The following is a 22,888-nucleotide window of genomic DNA, read 5'->3' on the forward strand; positions in this document are numbered from 1 at the left end:
AAACGCGGCCTATGACATCGATGTTCCCGCTCGGTGCGCGAACCGTCGCCCGACGAGAGCCGTGACGAGCACGACCGCCGAGCAGAGCGGTATGGGCTGGCCGACTCCGACGAACACGAGGACGTCGCCGAGGAGCGCTGCGGGCGCCGCGACACGGACCACGGCACCCGGGACCGGCGCCTTCCCCGGAGGCCGGTGCGGCACCCGCGACCACGGTTTGGCGATCGACAGCCAGCCCTGGAACCCGATCAGCGTCGCCATCACGACCGTCGCCACCAACAGCCCCACCGAGGCCTCGGCACCGGTTCGTGTGGCCGCGTCGAGCGACGGCGAGAGCACCGCGATCCCGACGACGAGTTGGCCGACCGTGATCACGAACTTCACGAGCACCCACCAGTGCAGGAAGAACCCCCACGCCGTCGTCGCCGACAAGAGGAACCCCGACATGGCCGACACATTGGCCGAGACCACGAGCACCGTGGTGTCGAGAACGTGCGCCGCGACGACGCCTCCTTCCTCCGGATGCAGCATCAGGACGGTCAGCGCGAGCGCCTGACTCATCCAGCTGACCGAGGACAGCACGTGAATCCACAGGAGCACCTGCCTGGAGCGCTTGGCAGGCGATCTCGACGCGGCGCGTTCACGTACGTGAGCACGGTTCGCCGCACCGCCGCTGGAAGTCCTCATCGGTCGACCATGCGACGAACCACACACCGAGCACATCGGTGAGAACTCGGGCTTTGACCCTGAGATCGTGGGTCGTCCGGTGTGAACCCGATCGCCCTGTCAAGATTCGGTGCATGACGAACAACCGCGGACGTGCGGCCGAGACCGAGCTCGCATCACACCGGCTGCACCCGCCCAAGCGGGAGGCCTTCGACGTGCCCGGCATGACCAACACCGACAACAAGGGCTTCGTCCGGCAGGTCGAGGAGTATCGCGTCACCGAATTCGGGCTGTACATGTCGCGCCGTGCACCGGGCCATCCGCGGTTCGACCACCTGGAATCCTGGCTGTTGCCCGCTTTGGGACTGCGCGCCAACATTTTTCACTACCAGGGCGGCTATCGGGAGGGCCAGCGCCTGTACCTGGACGTCGGTGAGTTCGCCGGTCCCGACGACGACGGACGGTGGCACGCCGAGGACTGGTATCTCGATCTCGTCGACGTACCGGGCACCCCTCCGGTGCTGATCGACACCGACGAGCTACTGGAGGCGCATCGCGACGGGTTGCTCGACACCGCGCAATGCGTCGAGGCGGTCGCGATCGCCACGCGCGCGCTCGTCGGTTCGGCCGAGCACGGGAACGACGTCCAGGCCTGGCTGGACGCCGCGGCGGGTGGCGTGGTCGCCTTTCGCGACCACGACCTACCCGCAGACGGCGCCCGGTAGACCTCCGGCCCGGTGGGACTCAGTAGGTCGGCAGGACGAAACACGCTCCGCCACGGATGAATTCGGGGAACTGCACGCCGGTACCGACCGTGACCGCGCGCGACCGCGCGACTCCGTCGAGGGTGGCCCTGAGTACGTACCGTCCCGGCGCCGACGGACGCCACGTCGGCCTGACCTCGACACTCGTGGGCTTCCGGTCGTAGATCGTGACAGTCCGACCCGCACCCTCGGAAGTGACCTTGAGATTCGACTTCGCCGACCCCGGACTGCCGACGAGCACGGACAGCTCATACACGCAACCCGCGCCGTACACGCCGTAGTTGAACGAGCCGTTGGCCGACGATCCGTAACCCGGCAGCGTGTCCACCGCGATGCCCTGCAGGGCCGCCTCGGCCGGTGCGGCCAGCGCGACACCGGCACACGCCACCGCAACGAAAGTCACTGCGCCGCCGACCACTCGCGCTCGACCCCTACGTCCCCGATCCCTACGTTCCCGATCTTTGCGTTCACGATCTTTACGTCCCCGACCGACCATGCTGCGCTCCACTCCTGGGCTCTGTCCTCGAGCACACCGCCACCGCGGCGGCGTGCCACTCAGAAGCTAGCAGCGCACACCGTCGTCCGTACGCATTTTGGAAACGTTCGTAGTCAGTTTTCGGGCCGAACGTCCCTCATCCGGTGACGACCCGCACCGACGCCGGCCGCCCGGGGTCGCACGAGCCGTACAGACCCGGTCCGGCCGGTGCGAATCCACCGTCGGCGAGACGATCCACCAAGGACTCGGCGGCGCCGGCATCACGCGCGGTCACCTGCAACCCGGCGGCGGCCGCATCGGTGACCTCGACCGCGGTGGCGAGGTCACCGGCGATCGCCCACAGACGATTCACCAGCCGCGCGGACGGACCGTCAGGGTTCGGCTCGGACGCCACGAGTCCGGGCACCGGCTCGGCAACCCTGCGATCGCGGACATTCATCTCGAGCGGCACGAGCCGCTCGTCCCAGATCCGGGCCGCGGATGCCGCCAGGTCCTCGGGTGCGCCGGAATTGTCCAGCCACACGTCGGCGACGGCACGTCGCTGTTCGTCGGTCGCCTGCGCCGCGATGCGGGCGCGGGCATCGGCCTCGGCGACACCCCGCATCGTCGTCAACCGGTGCAACCGCACGTCGGCCTCCGCGAACACGATCACCACCAGATGGAAGAACGGTGCCGTGTGATTCTCCACCAGCAACGGGATGTCTTGCACCACAATCGCGTCCGCCGGGGCTTCGTCCAACAGGGCTTGCGTCCGTGAACCGATGAGCGGATGTGTGATGCCGTTGAGCGTCTGCCGCGACTCGTCGTCGACGAACGCCTTCGCGGCGAGTGCCGGACGATCGAGACCGCCGTCCGCGGTGAGGATCTCCGGCCCGAACGCCTCGACGAGCGCGGCCAGGCCCTCCGACCCCGGTTCGACCACCTCCCTGGCGATCTTGTCCGCGTCGATGATGAACGCGCCTCGCTCGACGAATGTCTTGGCCACGGTCGATTTGCCGGCTCCGATGCCACCGGTCAGTCCAAGCCTGATCACGCCCCCCAGTCTGACAAACGTTCCCGCTGCCGGCCCGGACGGCCCCGGGACAGGCAGAGACCTCGTCTCGCGCGTGGTGATCCCTGTTCGGGATCACGGCATCGAGACGAGGTCTCCTCGAGCTGTGGGTCAGCCGGTGACCGCGGTGAGTTCGATGGTCTCGTGCGGCAGGTCCGCTTCCCCGACCTTCTCGTTCGTGTTCAGGTCGATGGCGACGATCTTCTTGGCCGCCGGATCACTGACGTAGGCGATGTTCTCCTGCACCACGACGTTCGGCATCGGGGACTGCCACTCGTCCGGTTCGGTCCACGCGCCGATCGCCGGGATCGTGGCGGTCTTCGCGGCCGTGTTGACGTCGTAGACATGCAGGGCGCCGTCGGTTCCCAGGATCACGCCGGATCCGCCGGGGCCACGCTCGATGGAGCGGAAGCTGTACGAGGTGCCCAGATCCACGAGCCGGAGCTGACCGGTGCGGGTGTCGGTGAGCGAGAATCGGGTCGGCCGTTCGAGCTCGGCGTCCGGATCGGACTTGTAGTCGCCGAGGATGATCGGGGACTCCTCGCTACCGGCCTGGTTGCCGATCCGACCGTATGCGTCGGGGCTGTCGACCTTGCGGATGTCGTTGCCGTTCACGATGAGGAGGCCGTCCTCGCAGCCGAACGCGAGGACCCCGTCCGCGCCGGCGGCCTCACCGTGCACACCCGGGCACTGGTCGTTGCGCACGATCTCCTTGCGGTCGCCGTCGAGGATGGCGATCCCGCTGCGCTCGTCCTCGTTGCCGACGGTGACGACAACGGTGCCGTCCTCACGGAACACCGCGACGCCGTGATGGGGCTCAGGGACTTTGAAGGAGGTCGACGCCGGGTTACCACGCAGGAGTTCGGCGGGCTCGACGATGTCGACCTCGCCCGTCCCATCGGTGAAGAGCGCGATCCGCGAGTCATGGGGCACGACGTGTCCCGGCTCCTCGCCGCCGAACGTCATGTCGGTGAGGGCCGGAGTGGTCGTGTAGTAGTGCCCGTGATCGCCATGCTGGCGCGTCCAGGTGCCCATGTCGAGAACCCGGAACCCGTCCGACTCGGAGACGAACACGTTGCGTCCGTTGTCGGCGCTGTTGAGCCGGATGAAGCCGTCGACGGGGAGGTCGGCCACCTGCTCCAGCGACTCCGCGTCGAGAACCAGGATGCCGCCGTCGTAACTCAGCGCGAGACGCGGCGTGGCGCTCTGCTGTTCGACGGCTTTTGCCGAACTCGAGGCGGCGGGGGTGGATTCGCTCGAATCCTCGCTCCCGCAGGCGACGAGTGCAAAGGATGCGGCAGCCAGAAGCGCCAGAGGTCGGGTCAGATTTGTCCGTTGTGCAAACACCCGAACAGTGAACAGTCGGATGAAAATGATTGTCAACAACGCATGTATTCGCGCGGACCCGAGCACAGTTGCCGCGCACGCCGATCCGCCCCCGTGGCGCCGGCATGCGGCGATCGACGACCCTCAACGCAGCAGCGGCCGCAATCCGTCCAGCACCCGGGCGAGACCGAACTCGAAGACATCGTCCGGGGCGCCGGGCGCCTGATGGACCTCACCGACCGCGCTACCGACCCGCCCCGCGAGCGGAAACACACCCGCGGGCATGACCGCGGCGAGTTCGGGGCCGACGACCTCCCACCACTGCGCATCGGTCATCCCCGTCTCCACCGCGGCGCGACGCTCCCCGACCGCCTCTCGCGCATTGCCGGTGACAAAAGCGCCGACCAACGCAATGATGTTGTCTCGCTGCATATCCGAGATGGCGAGCTCTTCGAGGAGCTCGAGTTGCCGTTCGTAGCGGAACAGCCGGTGCGGGCCGAGTACCTGACGCCACGGCGTCGCTTCCAGCAACCACGGATGGGCCAGATACTCGGCCCGCAGCACACGAGCCACCCTCGCCAGCGACTCCAGGACCGTGGGCGAGGGCGACGGCACCGAGGCCTCGGCCGTGACCTGGTCGACCATGAGCGCCACCAACACGTCACGTGTCGGCACGTAGGTGTAGAGACTCATCGGCCCGATACCCAGTTCGGCGGCCAGAGCGCGCATCGACACCGCGCCGAGTCCGTTCGCATCCGCCAGACGGATCGCAGTCGTCACGATGTCGTCGACGGACACCCGCTGCCGCGGCCCACGCCGCGGCGCCTCGACGCCGGCCTCGGCCCGCCACAGCAGTCGGACCAGCACGCGTGCGTCATCGGCGGTCGACACGACGAATCCTTTCCCGTACGGTGTACCGAGTAAAACTCCGTACACCGTACCAAGAGGGGTGCCCAGCTGACCATCCAGGCCACTTATCTGCCGGATCTCCACCAGTTCGCTCTCTGGTCGTCACACGACCCCGACGCCGATCGGCCGGAGACCTGCCGTCTCGCGGTTCCCCACGGCCGCGGCCTCGTCGTCCGCGACGTCGGTTGCGACCTCGTCGACAGCCCGGCACTCACCACCCGCGAGACCGGTGATCACAGCCGGGTCGCCGAGTCCGTCCACGCCTGGCGACGCGCGCTCGCGGGCGAGTACACGACGCCACTGCCGCTCGCCGCCCATGCCGAGGTCGACCCCACCGGTACCGCGATGACGACTGCGGATTTCGCCCGCGCCGCACTGCAGGACTCCCTCGCCACCGAGGACGCGCTACGCGGCGTGCTACGAGCAACGCTGCGGCCGTACCAGATTCGCGGCGTCGCGTGGCTGGCTCGCACCACCGAGGTCACCGGCGGCGCCGTTCTGGCCGACGAGATGGGGCTCGGCAAGACCGTGCAGGCGATCGGGCTGTTGACGCTGCGGGCACACGAGGGGCCACAGCTGGTCGTCTGCCCGACGAGCCTGGTGACCAACTGGGCGCATGAGGTCACCCGCTTCGCACCCGCTCTCGACGTGCACACCGGCGCACTCCGGGAGGCTTCGGACGGACCCGGTTCGATCACCGTGACCTCCTACGCGAGGCTGCGGTTGAGCATCGACGCGGTGCGCCGCCATCCCTGGGCGACAGTTGTGTTCGACGAGGCACAGGCGTTGAAGAATCCGCGCACCCAGGTCTCGCGCGCGGCGCGCGCCGTCGACGCCCGGGCTCGGGTCGCGTTGACGGGCACTCCCGTCGAGAACAGTCTCGACGACCTCTGGGCGATCCTCCGCGTCACCGCGCCCACGTTGTTCCCGCACCGGGCGGTGTTCCGACGCAGGTTCACCAAGGCCGTGGACGACGGCGACAGCGGCGCTCTGCAGCGACTACGGGTGGCCGTGTCGCCGGTGATGCTGGCGCGCACCAAATCCCGCGTGGCCTCGGCACTCCCTCCGAAGATGCCGAATCCTGTGCTCGTCGATCTGACCGACGAGCAGGCACAGCTCTACGACGCCCACCTCGCACACGTGGCGGACGGTGGCTTCGGGGACGGATTCGAGAGGCACGGAAGGATTCTCGCCACGCTCACCCGACTCAAACAGATCTGCAACCATCCGGGTCTGGTCACCGGTGACACCCGCGTACTCGCAGGCCGCTCGGGCAAGCTCGATGTGTGCACGGAGATACTCGGTGACAACCTGCGCACGGACTCCCCCACGCTCGTCTTCACCCAGTACCGCGACACCGGCGAACTGCTCGTCCGTCACTTCGCCGAACAGTTCGCCGTCGATGCCCCGTTCTTCCACGGTGGTCTCCCGGCGAGCCGGCGCGACGAACTCGTCGCCGACTTCCAGGCGGGCCGCGGCCCCGGCGTGATGGTGATGAGTCTCAAGGCCGGCGGCGTCGGACTGACCCTGACACGCGCGTGCGACGTCATCCATTTCGATCGCTGGTGGAACCCGGCAGTCGAGGCCCAGGCGTCCGACCGGGTGCACCGCATCGGCCAGCAGCGTCCGGTGACGATCACAACCCTGACCTCGGCCACCTCGCTCGAAGAGCACATCGACGATCTGCACCGGCGCAAGTCCGCACTCAGCGCGCACGCCGACGACACCTCGGCCCTCGCCGAGCTGACCGGCCTCAGCGATGAACGGCTGATCGACGTGCTGCGGCGCAATCGGGAGGTGCGATGACCGCCGACCGTCCCGCTGAGTTCGGCTTCAGCCGCTGGGGTGCGGAGATCGTCCGGCTCGCCGAGCCGATTTCGACCCGCTCCCCCAACCCCCTGGCGCCACGCGCCCGCAGTGTCGCCCGCAACGGCGGTGTCACCCTCACCGTCGAGGGACGCTCGGTCAGCGGTCTGGTGCAACGTGGTGGCGAGGCATCGGTGGCACATCTCGAATTCGACCCGATGACCTCGGCCACGGCGGCCGCCCTGCGAGAGATGCTGGGCTCGGCCACCGAGCCGACCGACGACATCCACCGCAGGCTGGTCCAGGGACCATCGTGGGCGCCCGCGGGTCTCGAGGTGGCCGACTGTTCTTGTCGCGCCCGCGGCGACCGGTGTCTGCACATCCTGGCCACCCTGTACGCCCTCGCCGCTGCCATCGATCGCGAGCCCGCCCTCGCCCTTGCCCTGCGCGACTTCGAGGCACCGCCCGGTGGTGCGCCCGGCGATCCCACATCTGGCCCGGACACGCCGTCGCGGATGCCACCGAGGTGGACAGCACTGACCACCTTCGACGTCCGGGACTACTGGCAGGCGGGACACCGCACCGATCTGCCCGGGTGACCCGCCTGGGGCCAACGAGAGAAGCCCTCCCGGTTTCCCGGGAGGGCTTCTCTGTGGTGCTCAGTGAGCGATGCGTGTCAGGCGTTGCCCGACAGCTTCTCGCGCAGTGCGGCGAGCTGCTCGTCGCTGGCCAGCGAACCACCGGTCGACGACCCACCGGTCGAGCTGCTGCTGGTCGACGAGGAACCTCCGCGGCTCTCCGATGCCGACGAGTAGTCGGTCGGGGCGTTGGCGGCCTCGGCGGCGGCAGCGGCGAACTTCTCCATCTGGGCGGTGTGCATCTTGTGGCGACGCTCGGCCTCGGCGTACCGGGCCTCCCATGCCTCACGCTGCTTCTCGAAGCCTTCGAGCCATTCGTTGGTCTCGGCGTCGAAGCCCTCGGGGAAGATGTAGTTGCCCTGCTCGTCGTAGCTGTCGGCCATGCCGTACTTCGACGGGTCGAATTCCTCGGTGTAGTCCTCGTTGGCCTGCTTGAGGCTCAGCGAGATCCGACGACGCTCGAGATCGATGTCGATGACCTTGACCATCGCGTCGTCACCGACGGCGACAACCTGATCCGGCACCTCGACGTGACGCTCGGCCAGCTCGGAGATGTGGACCAGACCCTCGATGCCCTCGTCGACGCGGACGAACGCACCGAACGGCACCAGCTTGGTGACCTTGCCCGGCACGATCTGACCGATCGCGTGGGTGCGGGCGAACTGACGCCACGGATCTTCCTGGGTTGCCTTGAGCGACAGCGACACACGCTCGCGGTCCAGATCGACGTCGAGGACCTCGACGGTGACCTCGTCGCCCACGGCGACGACCTCGGACGGGTGATCGATGTGCTTCCAGGACAGCTCGGAGACGTGGACCAGACCGTCGACGCCGCCGAGATCGACGAACGCACCGAAGTTGACGATCGAGGACACGACGCCCTTGCGGACCTGGCCCTTCTGCAGCTGGTGCAGGAACTCGCTGCGAACCTCGGACTGGGTCTGCTCGAGCCATGCACGACGCGACAGGACCACGTTGTTGCGGTTCTTGTCGAGCTCGATGATCTTGGCCTCGATCTCCTTGCCGATGTACGGCTGCAGATCGCGGACGCGACGCATCTCCACGAGCGATGCCGGGAGGAAGCCGCGCAGACCGATGTCCAGGATCAGGCCGCCCTTGACGACCTCGATGACGGTGCCCTTGACGGCCTCGTCCTTCTCCTTGAGCTCCTCGATGGTGCCCCACGCCCGCTCGTACTGCGCACGCTTCTTGGAGAGGATCAGACGGCCTTCTTTGTCCTCCTTGGTGAGGACCAGGGCTTCGACCTCGTCACCGACGTTGACGACCTCATTGGGGTCCACGTCGTGCTTGATCGACAGTTCGCGAGAAGGGATGACGCCTTCGGTCTTGTAACCGATGTCGAGCAGAACCTCGTCCCGATCGACCTTGACGATGGTGCCTTCCACGATGTCGCCATCGTTGAAGTACTTGATCGTGGAATCGATGGCGGCGAGAAAGTCCTCGGCAGTGCCAATGTCATTGATGGCTACTTGCGGCGAGGTGATCGTGGGGGACGACATATGTTGAGGTGCTCCGGACAGGTGAGTAGTAGGTACGATTTGTTCAAGCTCTGTGTGATCGACACCGCCTGGACCGGCCTGTCACCGGTCGGGCAGGTACGATTCGCGCGTCATCGGGCACACGCGCGTGTAGAAGCCTACTCCAGCGTCGTTGTGCTGGGCAAATGGCCACTCGGGCGAGGCCGGCTCCGACGTACCCCGCGCGGGAAGTGAGACCATCCCCACGTGGCGCACTCACTCGAACTCCTCCTCGACGACTCGTCCGACCAGCAGGTTCGGTCCGAATGGGCAGCCCTTGCCGCCGCCGGATTGCCCCATCAGGGGCGGGTCGCCTCGACGACCAACCGGCCCCATGTGACCCTCGTGGCTGCGGCGCGCATCGATCCCCTCGCCGATGCGGCGCTCGCCGGGGTCGCCATGCGCCTTCCCGTCGGCATGCGACTCGGCGCTCCGATCGTCTTCGGCAGCAGATCGACGCTCGCGCGGCTGGTGGTGCCGTCGACCGACCTGCTCTCGGTCCATGCGCAGGTCTCCCGGCTGTCCGCGGAGTTCGTCGGATCAGGGCCGGCCGCCGACTCCGCAGCATCCGGAAGCCGCGCGACGCCGTTCGCGCACACCGCACCTGGTCAGTGGACTCCCCATGTCACCCTCGCCCGACGGATGGACTCCGACCAGCTCGTCCGGGCACTCGAGATCCTCGACCCGCGCGCGGAGATCATCGGCGAGTTCACCGCACTCCGTCGTTGGGACCCCGACGCGGGAATCGACGTCGTGCTCGCGGGACGGGCCTGCTGAACGAAGCCCATCCGGACCCGACGCTGCGGTCACCGGTTCGGGAACCGCAGAGCGGATCAGTCAGGTGGGCCCGGAGCCCGGCCGGCCGGGCAATGCGCCGAGGAGACGACGAAGCCGGGAGTTCCGACGGAACCGGGGACAGGAGCGGGCGCCGCACATCGCGCAGTCGGTGCCCGCCCGGTAGTGCTCGTGAGCCGAACGGTCGTGACCGCATCGGCAGGTCTCGTCACCCACGGCGACAGAGTACCCAAGCGTGACCGGCGACCACCGATATTGACGGGATACGGCCGTCACACCGGATATTCGGCCACCCAGTCGACGACCAGCTCGCCGCCGGGCACCGTCGGCCCGCCGAAGTTGTCGAGCTGGAGGCAGAGGTGCATCGAGCGTGGCGGGAACCGGGAGACATCGGTGCTCTGCGCCCACAGCTCCCCGTCGAGGAACACCGCGATGCGTCTCGGCGTCCATTCCACCGCCCAGGCATGCCATTTCGTCGCATCGACGTCCACCCGGTGGTGCTCGATGTCGTCTTGTGCACCGTAGTGGAGGTTGTACTCGACGGAGCGCCGGAGCGGGTCGATCATCTCCATGAAGTCGATCTCTCCGCCGACCGGCCAGTCGTTGGTGTCGGGCCACAGCAGGGCGACCGCATGCCACGTGGGCGCGGCCACCGACGCCCGTGCGCAGATCTCCCAGCGTCCGTATCTGCTGCCGCCGCCCCGAACGGCCATTCCTCCCGAACTGCCGTCCGGACGGGCGCTGATCACCAGGTTCCCGTCCGTCACCGCGACCGCGTCGGGGGTGCGCCGGCCATTGCCCGCATGCCCCGGGCCGTCGTAGAGCCACCAGTTGTCCAGAGATGCCTCGGTGTCGAATGGGTCCAGTCTCGATGGACTCCCCCAACTGCCCCGCTGCGCCGCGGTGGCGGTGCAACGTTCCGCGTCCGCCGACGACGACCCGACGCCGAGATGATGACCGCCGGCGAGCGCGAGGGTTGCGACGATCGCAATGACCGCCAGTGGCACTGCGATCCAGAGGTATGGATGGCGCATCCGAACGGACCGGCCGGGCGCACGATGACGGTTCACCGGCGGCCGGTCCGGACATCGAGTCGGCCCATGAGAGATCCGTACGCCCGCACCGAGTGCTGCCAGGACGCGGGGTCCTCGAAGGTCGTCGCCCGCATCGTCGCCACGGCCGCGAGGGCAGCACGCAGGGCCCCGATGTCGCCCGACGGGAAGAACACACAGCCGTCGTAACCCTGTGCGGCCTCCGTCAGGGACGGCACATCGGTGACCGCCACCGGCAGACCGAGGGACATGCCGACGTGCAGTGGGCCGCTGGCCGACGACCTCCGGTACGGCAGGACCAGCGCGTCGGCGCCGGCGAGCCAGCTCGCGGCCTCGGCATCGGTCACATATCGGTTGACGAAGGTGATCCGATGCGCGAGCGGGCTCGTGCGGATGCGTTCGGCGGGCAGGTCCCATCCCTCCCAGGTCTCACCGATGACGGTCAGCCAGAAGCGTTCCGGGTTCTCGAGAGTCTCGAACGCAGAGATGAGATCCTCGAGGCCCTTGTAGGGCCGGATGGTGCCGAAGTAGGTCAGGTTGGTGCAGTCGGCCGGCGCCGTTCGAGTCGGTTCCGGACTCGACGAGTATTGCCGGAAGGGCCCGTGCCGGACGACCTCGACCGGCTTCGAACCGATCGGATAGGTGGTAGCGAGCGGCATCAGATCCGCCTCGGAGTGGATGACGAAGCCGTCGACGAGCCGCAGCAGGAGTGTCATCATCGCGCAGGTGTACCGGCGCACGAAAGGTATGTCCGCTTCGCCGGTGTCCTGTATCTCGTGCATCTCCATGATGATTCGCGATCCACGGCACCGCGCGACCGCCGCGACCAACAGATAGGTGTGGGCGACCGTCCCGGTCCACCATTGGAAGGTGACCACCTGCGGACGCCGCCGCCACAGCAACCACAGGGCCCGGAAGATGGACGGGAACCAGAACCAGTCGACTCCGTCGTACACATCGACGGCCCGGGGATACTCCAGGTCGGCGATCGGCGAGCCGACCCGGTCGGCTCCCGGGTACATCCGGGTCGGCAGCAGGCGTCGCATCAGGATGACGGAGGTGTCGTACCGTTCGCCGAGCGCTTCGCTGAGAGCGTGTGTGTAGTAGCTGATTCCGCTCAGGAAGTACGGCCCGGAGCCCACGACCATGACCCGTTCGACGCCGGTGTCCGGGGCCGACCGTGTGCGCGCCGTCTCGATCACCACCGGGCTAGATCGTTGAACCATGTCACCACGTCCTCTCCTTGCAGGCACGACGGAGCCAGGTGTGGTCCCGTGCATTCGACGATCGAGATGTCCGCGACACGACCGAACCGTGCGCGGAACGCGTCGGCGTTCGTCGACGTCGGCACCAGGGTGTCGTCGGGGCTCACGTACAAGCGGATGTTGCTACCGTTCAACGACTCCACCGGCAGTTTCATCGGATCGACCTCCGCCGGGTCGGGGTTCGCGTCCGCGATACTCGTCCGGTAGTCGTCGGCCGCCTCCTCGAAGCTCAGCGCGGGCCCGATCGCAGCCAGCCCACGAGGTCGCGGACCCGGGTCTTTCGCCAACAGGTTCACCGCGGCGATCGCTCCCATCGACTCCGCGAGAAAGAAGACATCGGAGACGCGATACCGATCGGCCGCCCAGGTCGTCAACTCTGCGTAGTTGACCTGGGATGCCTTGTTTCCGAATGCGTTCCCTCCGGCACGACTGGCCACCACCGCATATCCCGCATTCGTGAGGTCGCGCACGAGGTCGCGGTGCGGATCATCCTTGTCGAGGATCGACTCATCCTCGTCGAGTCCGTGGAAGTAGACCACGACGCCTCGCGTGGTCACGTTCGCGTCGACGACGCTCAAGGTGTTCTCCCCGTCGACGACCACGCGGTCACGGGTGAGCCCGTCGTCTACCGACGAGCACCCTGTCGACGCGAGCACAGCCGCCAGGGCCATCACGAGGCCGGCCCGGCACGTCACCGGACCGCCGCCACACGCTGGTACAGCGATCCGATCCGACCCGCGCGCACCGGAGCGGTGTACTCACCGCGCACACGGTCGCGGCCGGATCGCGCGAGTTGCCCGCGCAGGGCGTCGTCCTCGACGAGGCGCACGAGCGCCGCGGCGAGATCGTCGACGTCCCCGGGCCTGACGAGCAGCCCGGTGTCGCCGTCCTCGATGAACTCCGCCGGGCCACCCGACCGGCAGGCGATCACCGGGATCTCGCACAACTGCGCCTCCAGCAGGATCATGCCGAAGGGTTCTGCGAAAGACGGACAGGCGAGCATGTCGATCGCGCCGAGCACACCCGCGATGTCGTCGGTGTGCGGGACGACCCGCACGGCCTCGCCGAGAAGTTCCGCACCGAGGACGGTCAGCCCCGACAGGTACCGTCCATCGTCGGTCCCCGGCGAACCCACCAGGGCCAGCTGCACCGGGTGGCCCATCTCTCGGGACCGCGCAACCGCCCTGATCAGGACATGCAGTCCCTTCTCGGGGTCGACGCGACCCACTGCGGCCACGACCGGTTCATCCGGGTGAGCCGCGAGTCGTCCGCGCCATCCGGGGTCGGCCGCGCCGTACCCGTCTCGGTGGGAGTCGAATCGGCGGGTGTCGACGCACTGCGGGATGACGACCACGCCGGCCCGTGCCCACTTCGGTACCTGTTCGCGTGACGCTTCGCTGATGGCGATGGTCGCACCGGACAGGCGGATGAGCGCACCGAGAAGCTGCCGCGGAAGACCGGGAGCAACTATCTCGTGGAGTTCGAGCACCGGCCTCGCCCTGGTGAGCAACCCGGTTATCACGCAATCGACGTGCGTCATCAGCAGATTCGAGTGGATCACGTCGGCGTCGGTGGCCCGAACGGAGCGAACGAGTCGACTGATGGCCTGCACCGTCCGCAACACACCGGTCACCAGTTCACGCAGACCATGCCATCGCCGGCCGTCGGCGGACCGCAGTCCCTGCCGGGCTGGGACATCGACTGCGTGAAACCCGAGACCCGTCTCACGCCAGCGCTTCTCGAAGGTTCCGCCTGCCGGAGCAGCCAGTGTCATCTGCACTGCGGACCGCTCGAGGAGCCCCGCGACGTTGAGCAGGCTCTGCTCGGCGCCGGTCACGTCGGGCGACGGCGACACCGCGAGGACCTTGATCACCGCACCTTCCCTCCCGCGACGATCGTGCCGAAGTCGAGTGTCAGCGCGGTGAGCGCCGCCTCGACGCGGCCGGCATCGACAACGTTGTCGTGGAACGACACCGACAGCAGACTCGCCTCGCGGGTGTGCAGGGCGACAACCGTCACACCGTGCGGCCCGTCGGGTTCGGAACTGCTCGCGTACAGCGGGCGGTCACCGGGAGCGAACGGGATGTCGGTACGCATACCGACATCGGAGAAGGAGACGACCGCGGGCATCAACCGGTCGACCGAGTCGGGGACCGCCGTGCGATGTCGCCGTCCGCCGGTGCGCGCGGACGACAGGACCGCCCCGGCGAGGGGTCGCCCCGTCCGCAATCCCGATCGGATCGATTGCGACACATCGGCGATCGAGGTGTCGTCGTCGACCCGGATGGGAAGCGATCCGAGGAAGTTACCGTTGATCCAGTCCCCATCGAGGTAAGTCCGCAGGTCGACAACCACATTCGAGATCGGCGCGACGGCGATGCCGGCCTCACGCAGTGCACGGATGACGGCGAAGGCGACGACCGCGAAGTTGCTGACCTTGCCCGCCGCCGCCCGCGCGGCGGACACCGCCTCGTCGCGAACCGCGCCGTCGATGCTTGCGTACAGCGTCTTGCGCGACGGTCGCCACGGCACGGTCAGACCAGGCGGAGGCGTCGCCGGACGATCCGGCCGGTCAGCGAAAGCCGCTCGCAGTCGCTGCGGATTTCGACCGAAGGTCGACCAGGCGGCGGCGAGAATCGGCGCCCGCCCCGAGGGGTGCGAGGCCACCGGCTTGTACTCGCCGGACGACGCCGCGCCTGCCACCGCCTCGATGAGGGCCCCGTTACTCCGTCCGTCGCCCAGCGCGTGCCAGACGACCATCCCGAGATGATCCGGGAACACGACGAACTGCAGGGGCAGGTGCGGGTCGGCGTTCTCGACCATCGCATCCACGACCTCACCGATGTCGGTGGAATCGGTCCACGGTTCACCCTCGCTCACCATGGCATCGGTCGGCTGCCCGGGCTTCCAGCGCAGGGCATCGCGGTCGAGTCGCCATCCGATCCGGGCATGCGGGTTCTCGTCCGCGACCCGGGCCAGCGCCGCCCGGACGCCGTCGACGGAAGGTAGGTCGATGGGGCCCAGCAGGAGGCTCAACACCGTTCCGACCCAGGGACGGTCGCGCCTCTGCACCGAAAGAGACTCGGCCTCAGCGGTGCTCCTGATCGCAGTCTCGCCCATCACGGCATATCTCATCTCGAAACCTCCTCGTACAGGTAGACCCACACGCCGGGTCGCTCGTCGACGACCTCCCAGCGCGGGTCGGTGGACACATGGGAGCGCAGGTTCGCGGCCGAATCGGCCGGGAACAATCCGAAGTAGGCACCGTAGGCCCGCATCGGTTCGGACAGGACGAGATAGGTCGGTCGGTCCCGACCGGTCACGACCGACATGAACAGCTGGTAGTCCCCGCCGGACGCGAAACTCCTACCGCGCATGCCGGGTACGAACATCAGTGAGTGGTCGTAGGTGTCGGTGTATTGCGCGAAGCGCACGTAGTCGCCGGTGCTGCGCTCCGGCCATACCGGTACGAGTGGGGTCACATAGGCGGGAAAAACGCTGCCGCCCAGCACTTCCTCGCTTGCCGCCACCTGCGGCTCGCCGATCAGGTTCGTATACCAGTTTGCCGAGGACGCCTGTGCGGCCATCGCGGTCACCACGAGGAGCGCCGCGAGTGCCGGCACGAATGTCCGGCGCCGAGAGCGCAATCCGCTCACCAGAACCGGCGACAGCACGAATGCACAACCGACGAGCGAGTACAGGAACACCCGGAACACCGCCTCGCCCCCGTAGCTCTGACCCCCGAGGATGAGAATGGGACTCAGCGCGAGGACCCCCAGCGCCCACACCGGTTGGCGACGACGCCATCTGACCAGCAGGACCGCCGCGGTGGCCGCCCACAGCGAGACCGTCAGCAGTCGCATCACCCAGCTCGCGACGACCTGTCCGGCCATCCCGGTCTGTCCCGCCCCGTTTGTCCGCGCATTGCCCGTGACGTCGCCGGAGAACAGGGTGTACTGCGACACGACGTCGAAGTTGTAGACCAGAACAGCGGCAAGGGTCGCACCCATGAGCAGGACGATCCACCAGGGCTTGAGTTGTCGTCCCAGCACGAGCAGGCAGGCGGCACCGAGAACCCAGTACGGAGTCAGCTGATGGGAGATCGCAAGGGCCGCGAACAGAATCAGGAGGGCGAGGGTCCCCGTGGGTCTGGTCCGGGAGAGCCCGAAGAGCACGAGGATGCCGACCGTGAGGAGTATGGCGAAAGCCTGCGGTGCGAAGTAGTCCTGCTCCACCCAGTTCAGCGACACCACGAGGAAAGTCGCCACCAGACCCTGGTCCCGCGTCAGCTGCCAGGCACGCGCCGCGGCGTAGACCAGGCCCGCCAGCGCGAGACAGTACACCGGGGTGAATCCGTGTGCGATGTCGATCGGCTCGATCCCGGTCAGTTCGCCGAGCCAGGCGGTCAGCGCGAAGAGGCCGGGCCATCCGTTGTAGACGTCGACACCGTGCGCGAGCGAACCACTCTGCTGGACATGGTCGACGACACCCAGGTGTTTGTAGGTCCACGCATACATCGGCGCCTCGGTGGAGATCGCTCTCGGGAGCCGCTGACAGATGACCATGGCGATGATCGCGGTCACCGCTGCGAACGAATTACGTTGCCGTATAGCGACTCCGAACCCCAACGCCGCCAGGACAATCGAGGTCGCATACGTCGGCGACGCCCCGACCAGTAGCCCGAACTGACTGAAGGCCGACGTCGGGATCGTCCGGACTCCGTGGACGAAACATGCAGCGCACAGGGCCAGCAGCACCCACGGCGCGGCCGTGCGCCAGGTCCGGCGCATCGGTGTGCTCGACGCACCGCTTGCCGGCCCGCCCGCGGCAGTGGCATCGCGCTCCATCGTCTGGGCGGCCGTCATCGCCGCACCACCCGCGATGCGAGATAGGTGCCCCACGCCAACCCACCGGCGGACGTGAGCACCCCGAGCCCCGCCAGCACGATCCACGGGTGCCAGAAACCCGCCATCAGCAGACCGGTCACGGACAACGCGCAGACGGCTGAGCCGAGCGTCGGGACCAGCGCCCATCGTGCCGGACCCGGCAGGTGCGGAGAGAACGAGACAGCGAGACAACCGGGACCCGCCAGCACGAACACCGCCACGGCCGAGGCCTGCAGCACTCCTGGCAGCACACCGGTCGCCGCCAGCACACCGATCGCGCCGCACCAGACGGCGACGCCGGCCAGGCGACCGGACAGGATCGTGTTGCGGGGGTCGCCCCACATCTGCTCGCGACGAAAGTCCAGGACGCCGGTGATCCCCCGCGCACGGTCGCGCAATGGTGCACCGCTCCGACCGGCGAGTCTGCCGCGCAGCAACTTCCAGGGACCTCGCGCCACTCCCGTCAGCTCTCGCCGGCGGACGGTCGCGAGACCGGGCTCGGCGGTGAGCGCCGCGTCGTGCTCGACATCGGTGACCGCTCCCAGGTGACGGACACCGACCACGAGTCGCTTGACGACCATCACCATGGTGCGCGGATGCACCAGCATCTTGACGAGCAGGGCACTCAACCCGACTCCGTAGTCGTGCATCTGCTTGTCGAGTTCGGCGACGGTCTCCCGGTGGCTGTGCCAGACGACCGCGGCGGGTTCTCTCGCGAGGAGTCGTCCCGACAGCAGAATCCGGACGAAGATGTCCATGTCCTCGCCGCTCCCGGCGGGTGAACCGGCACCGAGTGCCTCGTCGAACCCGCCGAGTGCGATCACAGCCGCCTTGCGCACAGCGAAATTGGCGCCGGTCCCGAACTCCGACACGCGTAGCGGGAACAGATCGTCGTCCGCCGCGTGATCGTCGAGCCCGTAGAGCGCCGGCTCCCATCGCCGCGCCCAGCTCACCCGATGGTCGAACCAGGCCTGCGAGGGCGTGAGCACCTCCACGGTCGGCACCATCCCGCACACACAGGCCACCCGCTCGTCGCGTTCGAAGCCGATCACGAGGTGGGCGAGCCACTGCGCGTCGATCACCACGTCGTCGTCGGTGAACGCGACGATGTCGTGGGTGGCATGGCGGACACCGACATTGCGCGCGATGGACAGTCCCTGCCCGACCGCGTCGACAACGCGCACCGAGACGCCGGAAGCCGCCTCGACGACGGGGCGGGTGACACCGCTCGCCGGGTTGTTGTCCACCACCACGATCTCGTATTCCGGGTAGTCGAGTGCGACGAGGCTCGCCAGCAGACGCGCCAGGTGGTCCGGCCGGTCCCGAGTGCAGATCACCACCGAGACCCCGGGCGTGGTCCGTCGACGCGGGAGCACCGACGTCCGGGGCAGGTCGGCGGCACGTGCACGCAGGATCGACCCGTCGACGGTGTCGTCGGTGAGTGGGACCTGGACGAACCCGAGTGGTCGGCCGTCTCGCCAGACGAGGAACCGCGCCTGCGAGAAACCCGAGCCGTCGATCACCGGGATATGCGCCGAGGGGATGTAACCGTCCTCGACCTGCCCCACCCAGATGGCACCCGGCCACGCCGGACCATCCCCGTCGAGCCGTCTCACCGGCGCCAGCATCGCGGGCCCGGCGCCCGTCACGGTGTCTCTCATCAGTTCCCCTTCTTCCGAGACGACGAGCGGGGCACCGCTCCCCGACCACGTCCATGGTCGCCGAAGTAATTGCGCGCGAACACGATTCCCGCTCCTGCGGTGAGTACTGCCTGGTGCGCGAGAATGGCCCAGGCGGCACCGACGGCGCCAAGCGCCGCGCAGCACACCGGCATCATCGCGAACAGGAGGATCGCGGTGGCGCCACTGAGCACCAGAGGCGCCCGGAGTCGCCGTTCCGATTGCCGGAGGGCCGCCCACACCAGATAGGGCAAGCGGATCATCGATCCCGCACACAGGATCACGACCACCTCGAGGGTCGAACCCATGTCGTACGCGGGGTTCAGCGCGTACAGGGCAACCGGCACGACCGCCGCGGCGCCGATCGATCCCAGCACGGTCACCACGCCCGAACGTGCCAAGAGCTTCTTTGCCATCGCCGCGGCAGACCCTGGCTCACCGGATGCATGGACCGCGAGCGACACCGCCATCGATGCACCGATGAAATCGAGCGTGGCCACGATCGAGAAGACGAGGGCGAATCGAGCACCCTCGCCGGGACCGGCGAAAAGCGTGACGAGGAAGGGCGTCAGGGCGAGAACGCCCAGGTTCAACCCCGACAACGCGGTGGTGCGGGTGACGACGCGGCGGAACTCGACCATCGCCTGATCCTCGGAGATGGTCCCGGTCGTGGGGAGACCGTCGCTGGTGTCGATCAGACGCTTGATCGCCGGACGCAGAACCACCACCATTCCCACGGAGGCGATCACCACCGCCACGGGCACGCTCTGCCACGCGATGGTGGCACAGAGCGCCGGCAGCACGACGATCTTGACGACTCCGTGCGCGATGTTCGACGGTGGTGCCCAGTTGGCCCGCCCGATGGCGATCAGCGTCGAGCCCTGCAGGCCGTACGCCGACCAGGCGACGATGCCGACGGCGATGAGCGCGGCGACCGCGTAGTCGGCACGCACCTCGGTCAGCGATGCGACGACGATCAGCCCGCTGGTGACGCCGGCCACGACCGACAACAGTGCCGACAACCGCAAACCGCGCCGGAACACCGCCGGACGAGCGCGTCCGACTGCCGGCAGAACCGCCGTGTAAGCGTCCCCGACCCCCGCGGCGATGACCGAACCGACGGCCGTGATGACCGACAGGACCGCGGTCATCACGCCGAGCTCGGCCGGAACCACGAACCGCGCAGCAAATGCCCAGAATGCAACCCCGAGAACAGCATTGATCACCGAGCCGAGTGCTACCGCGATGGCGTCGCGGTGCACCCGTTGGGCGCCGTATCGTGAGGGTGGGGTCCGGGCGTCGAGGTCAGCTGACACGGCGGGATCTCGCCCAGCCTGCGTCGTCACGCTGTTCCGGTTCAGCCGGCCTCGAGGGCCGGACGACTCGCACCGGGCTCGTCGACCGAATCGACCTTCGCTGATGGGTGAATTCCTGGCGAATTGTCCGGAGCACCCGCAATCCGTCACTGACCGCGTTGAGATTGCTCTCCCCGTGGATCCGATTCGCCTCGAAGCTGTGCACCTCTGCGACCCGGAGGCCGCTCACCGCGACGCGGACGTTGATGAGGGTCTCGATCTCGAACCCATCACCCCACTGCGGATCGCTCTCCACTGTGGACGGCAATTGCATGACGGCAAGGCACTGCCGCCAGAACGCGTTGTAGCCGTAGCACAGATCGGTGAAACGGCACGAGAAGAGACTATTGACAACCAGATTCAGTCCCCAGTTTCCGACGCGTCGGACCCGGGTGATGTCCGCGCTGCCGCCGCCGGCAACGAAGCGTGAACCCTTCGCGTAGTCCGCTCCGTCCACGAGCGACGAGACGAACCGCGAGATCTCCTGCGGGTCGGTACTTCCGTCCGCGTCGATCATCACGATGATCTCGCCGGCGGCGGCCTCGAAACCACAGGCGAGCGCATTGCCCTTGCCCTTACGGGACTGCGTGATGTGGACGCCGTCCGGCCACAGGGCACGGCCTACCGCCGCCGTCCCGTCGACCGAATGCCCGTCGACGACCACGATCTCGTCGACATCCGGCGGCATCCGCGCCGCGACATGCGGCAGATTCTTTGCCTCGTTCATCGCAGGCACTATCACCGACACCGTCGGGCGCGTAGCGCCCGGCGGCAGATGGTCCCAGATCCCGGGGACAGCAGAGCCCTCCCCGGGAGTGAATTGATTCTCCCCCATGACAAAACCTTTTCCGGTCGACCAGAAATGAAGCGCTCACCACATGGCCGGTCCGACACGCCGCGTTCGCGGCCCGTCGGACCGATGAGTTGCGCATGAAGCCCTCGAGACTCGGGGCGGGCGACGCCGGAACCATTCCCCCCGGAAAGGTTTCCCCCCGGGCATCGCTGAATCCAATTTGGCACAGAACCCCTATGTGCGCAATCGCGGAAGTGTGAACAGCGCACTTAAACTCAGTGAGTTAGATCACTGAAGAGGTTAGTGTTGCGCACCAATCCGTTTCGGGCCGCCGGCCGAAAGAGTCAATGAATGCCGAGCGCCCTTCAACGGCGATTCACCCCTAATCTGGGGCGGCCGACGAAGCCCTATTTCCGTACCTTCCGGAATGTTCCTCGGGCCGCAGTTCGCGCGCCCGGGCGGGACCGGCGATGAGTTCGTGACCACCGTGAGAGCGACGTGAGAGGCGCCGGCGCCAAGATCGGGCCATGACCGAAACACTGAAACCCGCCGCCGACCGACCAGCGCCGAGCGCCGACGAGTTCGCCGAGAGACTCTTCACCTCGACTCTCGCCACCGCCGAGACCATGAGCGTCTACCTCGGCGAGCGGCTCGGGTGGTATCGATGCCTGTCCGAATCCGGGCCCCTCACCGCCGACGGACTGGCGCAACGCACCGAAACCGACGCACGTTACGCCCGCGAGTGGCTCGAAATGCAGAGCGCGTTCGGCATTCTCGATGCGGACCTGACCACTCAGCCGCCCACCTTCGCCATTTCGCCGGGCGTCGCCGAGGTACTCATCGACACCTCGAGCCTGTCCTATCTCGGCGCGCTTCCGCGCATGTTCGCGGCGTCCGCACGCCACCTACCGGAGCTGCTGGACGCCTACCGGCACGGAGGCGGGGTGAGCTGGGAAACCCTGGGCGCCGACGCGCGCGAGTGCCAGGCCGACCTCAACCGGCCGTGGTTCGATGCCCGACTTGCGCCGGCGCTTGCCGGCGTCACACACCTTCACGAACAGCTGTCGCGCCCGGGCGCGCGCGTCGCCGACGTCGGGTTCGGGGCAGGCCACTCGACCATCGCACTGGCCCGGGCCTACCCGGAAGCGACATTCGTCGGCCTCGACGTCGACGCGGCGTCGGTCGCGATGGCCCAGGCGAACGCCGCGGCCGCGGGGGTCACCGAGCGCGTCACGTTCCTCGTCGCCGACGGTGACGAGGCGGCGGGGCACGGTCCGTTCGACGCCGCCTTCGCATTCGAGTGCCTACACGACATGCCCCGGCCGGTCGAGGTCCTCACCGCGGTCCGGGGCTCGCTGGCTCCCGGCGCCTCACTGATCGTCATGGACGAAGCGGTGTCCGAGGAGTTCGCAGGTCCCGCAGACGATCTCGACAAGATCATGTACGGGTTCTCGCTACTGGTCTGTCTGCCGGATTCGATGAGTTCGCCCCCGTCAGCGGCCACCGGCACCGTGTTCCGGTCCTCGATCCTCCGGCAGTACGCGCAGGATGCGGGTTACACCGGCGTCGAGGTCTTACCGATCGAGGACTTCAGCTTCTTCCGCTTCTACGAGTTGACGACCTGATCTCGTCGACGCGCGTGCGGTACCCAACGCGGTGACGGCGACGTCGACGACATCAGCAGGCCTCACGGCGCCACCGGTCGCGACGAGATCATCTGTCGTCGTGTCGCCCAGAGCGGACCGGATGCGGCTCTCGGCGGAGCGGAGTCGTTCGACGTCACTGCCGAACGGATCGGACCCGGCCACCTCGCTCGCGCGCCGGATGGCCCCGAGGATCAGGGCGGCCGGTTCACTCCGTCCGAGCTCG

The 22,888-nt window shown here is 67.8% G+C and carries 22 protein-coding genes; 5 read left to right on the forward strand and 17 right to left on the reverse strand.

The annotated features are described in order from the left end of the window. Positions 1-9 precede the first annotated feature (9 nt). Complete coding sequence (locus ACFW3F_RS20360; RefSeq protein ID WP_388060606.1) at positions 10-687, reverse strand: hypothetical protein; 678 nt, start codon at positions 685-687, stop codon at positions 10-12. Between the two features lie 113 nt (positions 688-800). On the opposite strand from ACFW3F_RS20360, the gene ACFW3F_RS20365 reads away from it, so the two are divergent. After that, positions 801-1,391, forward strand: coding sequence for a DUF402 domain-containing protein (locus ACFW3F_RS20365; protein ID WP_388060608.1), 591 nt, complete (start codon positions 801-803; stop codon positions 1,389-1,391). A 19-nt stretch (positions 1,392-1,410) separates the two neighbouring features. On the opposite strand, the gene ACFW3F_RS20370 is transcribed toward ACFW3F_RS20365, so the two are convergent. The 5 genes from ACFW3F_RS20370 to ACFW3F_RS20390 all read right to left on the reverse strand — a co-directional run bounded on the left by ACFW3F_RS20370 (position 1,411) and on the right by ACFW3F_RS20390 (position 5,530). Beyond that, complete coding sequence (locus tag ACFW3F_RS20370; protein ID WP_388060649.1) at positions 1,411-1,818, reverse strand: hypothetical protein; 408 nt, start codon at positions 1,816-1,818, stop codon at positions 1,411-1,413. Positions 1,819-2,062: 244 nt separating this feature from the next. Beyond that, positions 2,063-2,959, reverse strand: coding sequence for a dephospho-CoA kinase (gene coaE, locus ACFW3F_RS20375; RefSeq protein WP_388060610.1), 897 nt, complete (start codon positions 2,957-2,959; stop codon positions 2,063-2,065). Between the two features lie 129 nt (positions 2,960-3,088). Beyond that, a complete protein-coding gene (gene aztD / locus ACFW3F_RS20380) occupies positions 3,089-4,324 on the reverse strand; it encodes a zinc metallochaperone AztD (RefSeq protein WP_388060611.1) in 1,236 nt (411 codons plus the stop codon). A gap of 123 nt (positions 4,325-4,447) precedes the next feature. Continuing rightward, positions 4,448-5,194 (reverse strand): TetR/AcrR family transcriptional regulator, encoded by a 747-nt coding sequence (locus tag ACFW3F_RS20385; RefSeq protein ID WP_388060613.1) that lies wholly within the window; start codon positions 5,192-5,194, stop codon positions 4,448-4,450. Between the two features lie 120 nt (positions 5,195-5,314). Continuing rightward, a complete protein-coding gene (locus ACFW3F_RS20390; RefSeq protein WP_388060615.1) occupies positions 5,315-5,530 on the reverse strand; it encodes a hypothetical protein in 216 nt (71 codons plus the stop codon). Between the two features lie 27 nt (positions 5,531-5,557). On the opposite strand from ACFW3F_RS20390, the gene ACFW3F_RS20395 reads away from it, so the two are divergent. Continuing rightward, complete coding sequence (locus tag ACFW3F_RS20395) at positions 5,558-7,018, forward strand: DEAD/DEAH box helicase (protein WP_388060617.1); 1,461 nt, start codon at positions 5,558-5,560, stop codon at positions 7,016-7,018. Next, positions 7,015-7,617 (forward strand): SWIM zinc finger family protein, encoded by a 603-nt coding sequence (locus tag ACFW3F_RS20400; protein WP_388060619.1) that lies wholly within the window; start codon positions 7,015-7,017, stop codon positions 7,615-7,617. Before ACFW3F_RS20395 ends, ACFW3F_RS20400 begins: the two co-directional genes overlap by 4 nt. Before the next feature lie 77 nt (positions 7,618-7,694). Here the strand turns inward: ACFW3F_RS20400 and rpsA are convergent, their stop codons facing one another. Continuing rightward, positions 7,695-9,176 (reverse strand): 30S ribosomal protein S1, encoded by a 1,482-nt coding sequence (gene rpsA, locus ACFW3F_RS20405; protein ID WP_388060621.1) that lies wholly within the window; start codon positions 9,174-9,176, stop codon positions 7,695-7,697. A gap of 225 nt (positions 9,177-9,401) precedes the next feature. Between rpsA and ACFW3F_RS20410 the strand changes: the two genes are divergently transcribed. After that, on the forward strand, positions 9,402-9,971 hold the full coding sequence (locus tag ACFW3F_RS20410) for a 2'-5' RNA ligase family protein (RefSeq protein WP_388060623.1): 570 nt from the start codon (positions 9,402-9,404) through the stop codon (positions 9,969-9,971). A 290-nt stretch (positions 9,972-10,261) separates the two neighbouring features. On the opposite strand, the gene ACFW3F_RS20415 is transcribed toward ACFW3F_RS20410, so the two are convergent. Genes ACFW3F_RS20415 through ACFW3F_RS20455 form a run of 9 tightly spaced genes read right to left on the reverse strand, consistent with a single transcriptional unit; the run spans position 10,262 to position 21,061 of the window. Further along, positions 10,262-11,023 carry a glycoside hydrolase family 16 protein gene (locus tag ACFW3F_RS20415; RefSeq protein WP_388060625.1) on the reverse strand — a complete coding sequence of 254 codons (762 nt, stop codon included), beginning with the start codon at positions 11,021-11,023 and terminating at the stop codon, positions 10,262-10,264. A gap of 32 nt (positions 11,024-11,055) precedes the next feature. Further along, positions 11,056-12,267 carry a glycosyltransferase gene (locus tag ACFW3F_RS20420; protein WP_388060627.1) on the reverse strand — a complete coding sequence of 404 codons (1,212 nt, stop codon included), beginning with the start codon at positions 12,265-12,267 and terminating at the stop codon, positions 11,056-11,058. Continuing rightward, positions 12,240-13,001: an alpha/beta hydrolase gene (locus tag ACFW3F_RS20425; RefSeq protein ID WP_388060629.1), complete on the reverse strand. Its 762-nt coding sequence runs from the start codon at positions 12,999-13,001 to the stop codon at positions 12,240-12,242. Before ACFW3F_RS20425 ends, ACFW3F_RS20420 begins: the two co-directional genes overlap by 28 nt. Then, positions 12,998-14,179 (reverse strand): glycosyltransferase family 4 protein, encoded by a 1,182-nt coding sequence (locus ACFW3F_RS20430; RefSeq protein WP_388060631.1) that lies wholly within the window; start codon positions 14,177-14,179, stop codon positions 12,998-13,000. Before ACFW3F_RS20430 ends, ACFW3F_RS20425 begins: the two co-directional genes overlap by 4 nt. After that, positions 14,176-15,441, reverse strand: a complete 1,266-nt coding sequence (locus ACFW3F_RS20435) for a hypothetical protein (protein ID WP_388060633.1) — start codon at positions 15,439-15,441, stop codon at positions 14,176-14,178. The genes ACFW3F_RS20430 and ACFW3F_RS20435 overlap by 4 nt, the downstream gene beginning before the upstream one ends. Beyond that, a complete protein-coding gene (locus tag ACFW3F_RS20440; RefSeq protein WP_388060635.1) occupies positions 15,438-17,171 on the reverse strand; it encodes a hypothetical protein in 1,734 nt (577 codons plus the stop codon). The genes ACFW3F_RS20435 and ACFW3F_RS20440 overlap by 4 nt, the downstream gene beginning before the upstream one ends. Then, a complete protein-coding gene (locus tag ACFW3F_RS20445; protein WP_388060637.1) occupies positions 17,168-18,853 on the reverse strand; it encodes a glycosyltransferase family 2 protein in 1,686 nt (561 codons plus the stop codon). The genes ACFW3F_RS20440 and ACFW3F_RS20445 overlap by 4 nt, the downstream gene beginning before the upstream one ends. Then, positions 18,853-20,187 carry a lipopolysaccharide biosynthesis protein gene (locus ACFW3F_RS20450; RefSeq protein WP_388060639.1) on the reverse strand — a complete coding sequence of 445 codons (1,335 nt, stop codon included), beginning with the start codon at positions 20,185-20,187 and terminating at the stop codon, positions 18,853-18,855. Before ACFW3F_RS20450 ends, ACFW3F_RS20445 begins: the two co-directional genes overlap by 1 nt. Then, positions 20,177-21,061, reverse strand: a complete 885-nt coding sequence (locus tag ACFW3F_RS20455) for a glycosyltransferase family 2 protein (protein WP_388060641.1) — start codon at positions 21,059-21,061, stop codon at positions 20,177-20,179. The genes ACFW3F_RS20450 and ACFW3F_RS20455 overlap by 11 nt, the downstream gene beginning before the upstream one ends. A gap of 485 nt (positions 21,062-21,546) precedes the next feature. On the opposite strand from ACFW3F_RS20455, the gene ACFW3F_RS20460 reads away from it, so the two are divergent. Then, complete coding sequence (locus ACFW3F_RS20460; RefSeq protein WP_388060643.1) at positions 21,547-22,644, forward strand: class I SAM-dependent methyltransferase; 1,098 nt, start codon at positions 21,547-21,549, stop codon at positions 22,642-22,644. On the opposite strand, the gene ACFW3F_RS20465 is transcribed toward ACFW3F_RS20460, so the two are convergent. Then, positions 22,594-22,888, reverse strand: a 295-nt coding sequence (locus ACFW3F_RS20465; protein WP_388060645.1) for a hypothetical protein, incomplete at its 5' end; no start/stop codon positions are given. The two genes, ACFW3F_RS20460 and ACFW3F_RS20465, sit on opposite strands and share 51 nt — an antisense overlap.

It is taken from the genome of Gordonia sp. NPDC058843 (assembly GCF_042743165.1).
GTDB lineage: Bacteria > Actinomycetota > Actinomycetes > Mycobacteriales > Mycobacteriaceae > Gordonia.

Bases quoted from the DNA above. Each gene is read 5' to 3' on its own strand.
- ACFW3F_RS20360 (WP_388060606.1), bottom strand. From the start codon at position 687: ATGAGGACTTCCAGCGGCGGTGCGGCGAACCGTGCTCACGTACGTGAA.
- ACFW3F_RS20365 (WP_388060608.1), top strand. From the start codon at position 801: ATGACGAACAACCGCGGACGTGCGGCCGAGACCGAGCTCGCATCACAC.
- ACFW3F_RS20390 (WP_388060615.1), bottom strand. From the start codon at position 5,530: ATGGGCGGCGAGCGGCAGTGGCGTCGTGTACTCGCCCGCGAGCGCGCG.
- ACFW3F_RS20395 (WP_388060617.1), top strand. From the start codon at position 5,558: ATGACGACTGCGGATTTCGCCCGCGCCGCACTGCAGGACTCCCTCGCC.
- ACFW3F_RS20400 (WP_388060619.1), top strand. From the start codon at position 7,015: ATGACCGCCGACCGTCCCGCTGAGTTCGGCTTCAGCCGCTGGGGTGCG.
- rpsA (WP_388060621.1), bottom strand. From the start codon at position 9,176: ATGTCGTCCCCCACGATCACCTCGCCGCAAGTAGCCATCAATGACATT.
- ACFW3F_RS20415 (WP_388060625.1), bottom strand. From the start codon at position 11,023: ATGCGCCATCCATACCTCTGGATCGCAGTGCCACTGGCGGTCATTGCG.
- ACFW3F_RS20420 (WP_388060627.1), bottom strand. From the start codon at position 12,267: ATGGTTCAACGATCTAGCCCGGTGGTGATCGAGACGGCGCGCACACGG.
- ACFW3F_RS20435 (WP_388060633.1), bottom strand. From the start codon at position 15,441: ATGAGATATGCCGTGATGGGCGAGACTGCGATCAGGAGCACCGCTGAG.
- ACFW3F_RS20440 (WP_388060635.1), bottom strand. From the start codon at position 17,171: ATGACGGCCGCCCAGACGATGGAGCGCGATGCCACTGCCGCGGGCGGG.
- ACFW3F_RS20445 (WP_388060637.1), bottom strand. From the start codon at position 18,853: ATGAGAGACACCGTGACGGGCGCCGGGCCCGCGATGCTGGCGCCGGTG.
- ACFW3F_RS20455 (WP_388060641.1), bottom strand. From the start codon at position 21,061: ATGGGGGAGAATCAATTCACTCCCGGGGAGGGCTCTGCTGTCCCCGGG.
- ACFW3F_RS20460 (WP_388060643.1), top strand. From the start codon at position 21,547: ATGACCGAAACACTGAAACCCGCCGCCGACCGACCAGCGCCGAGCGCC.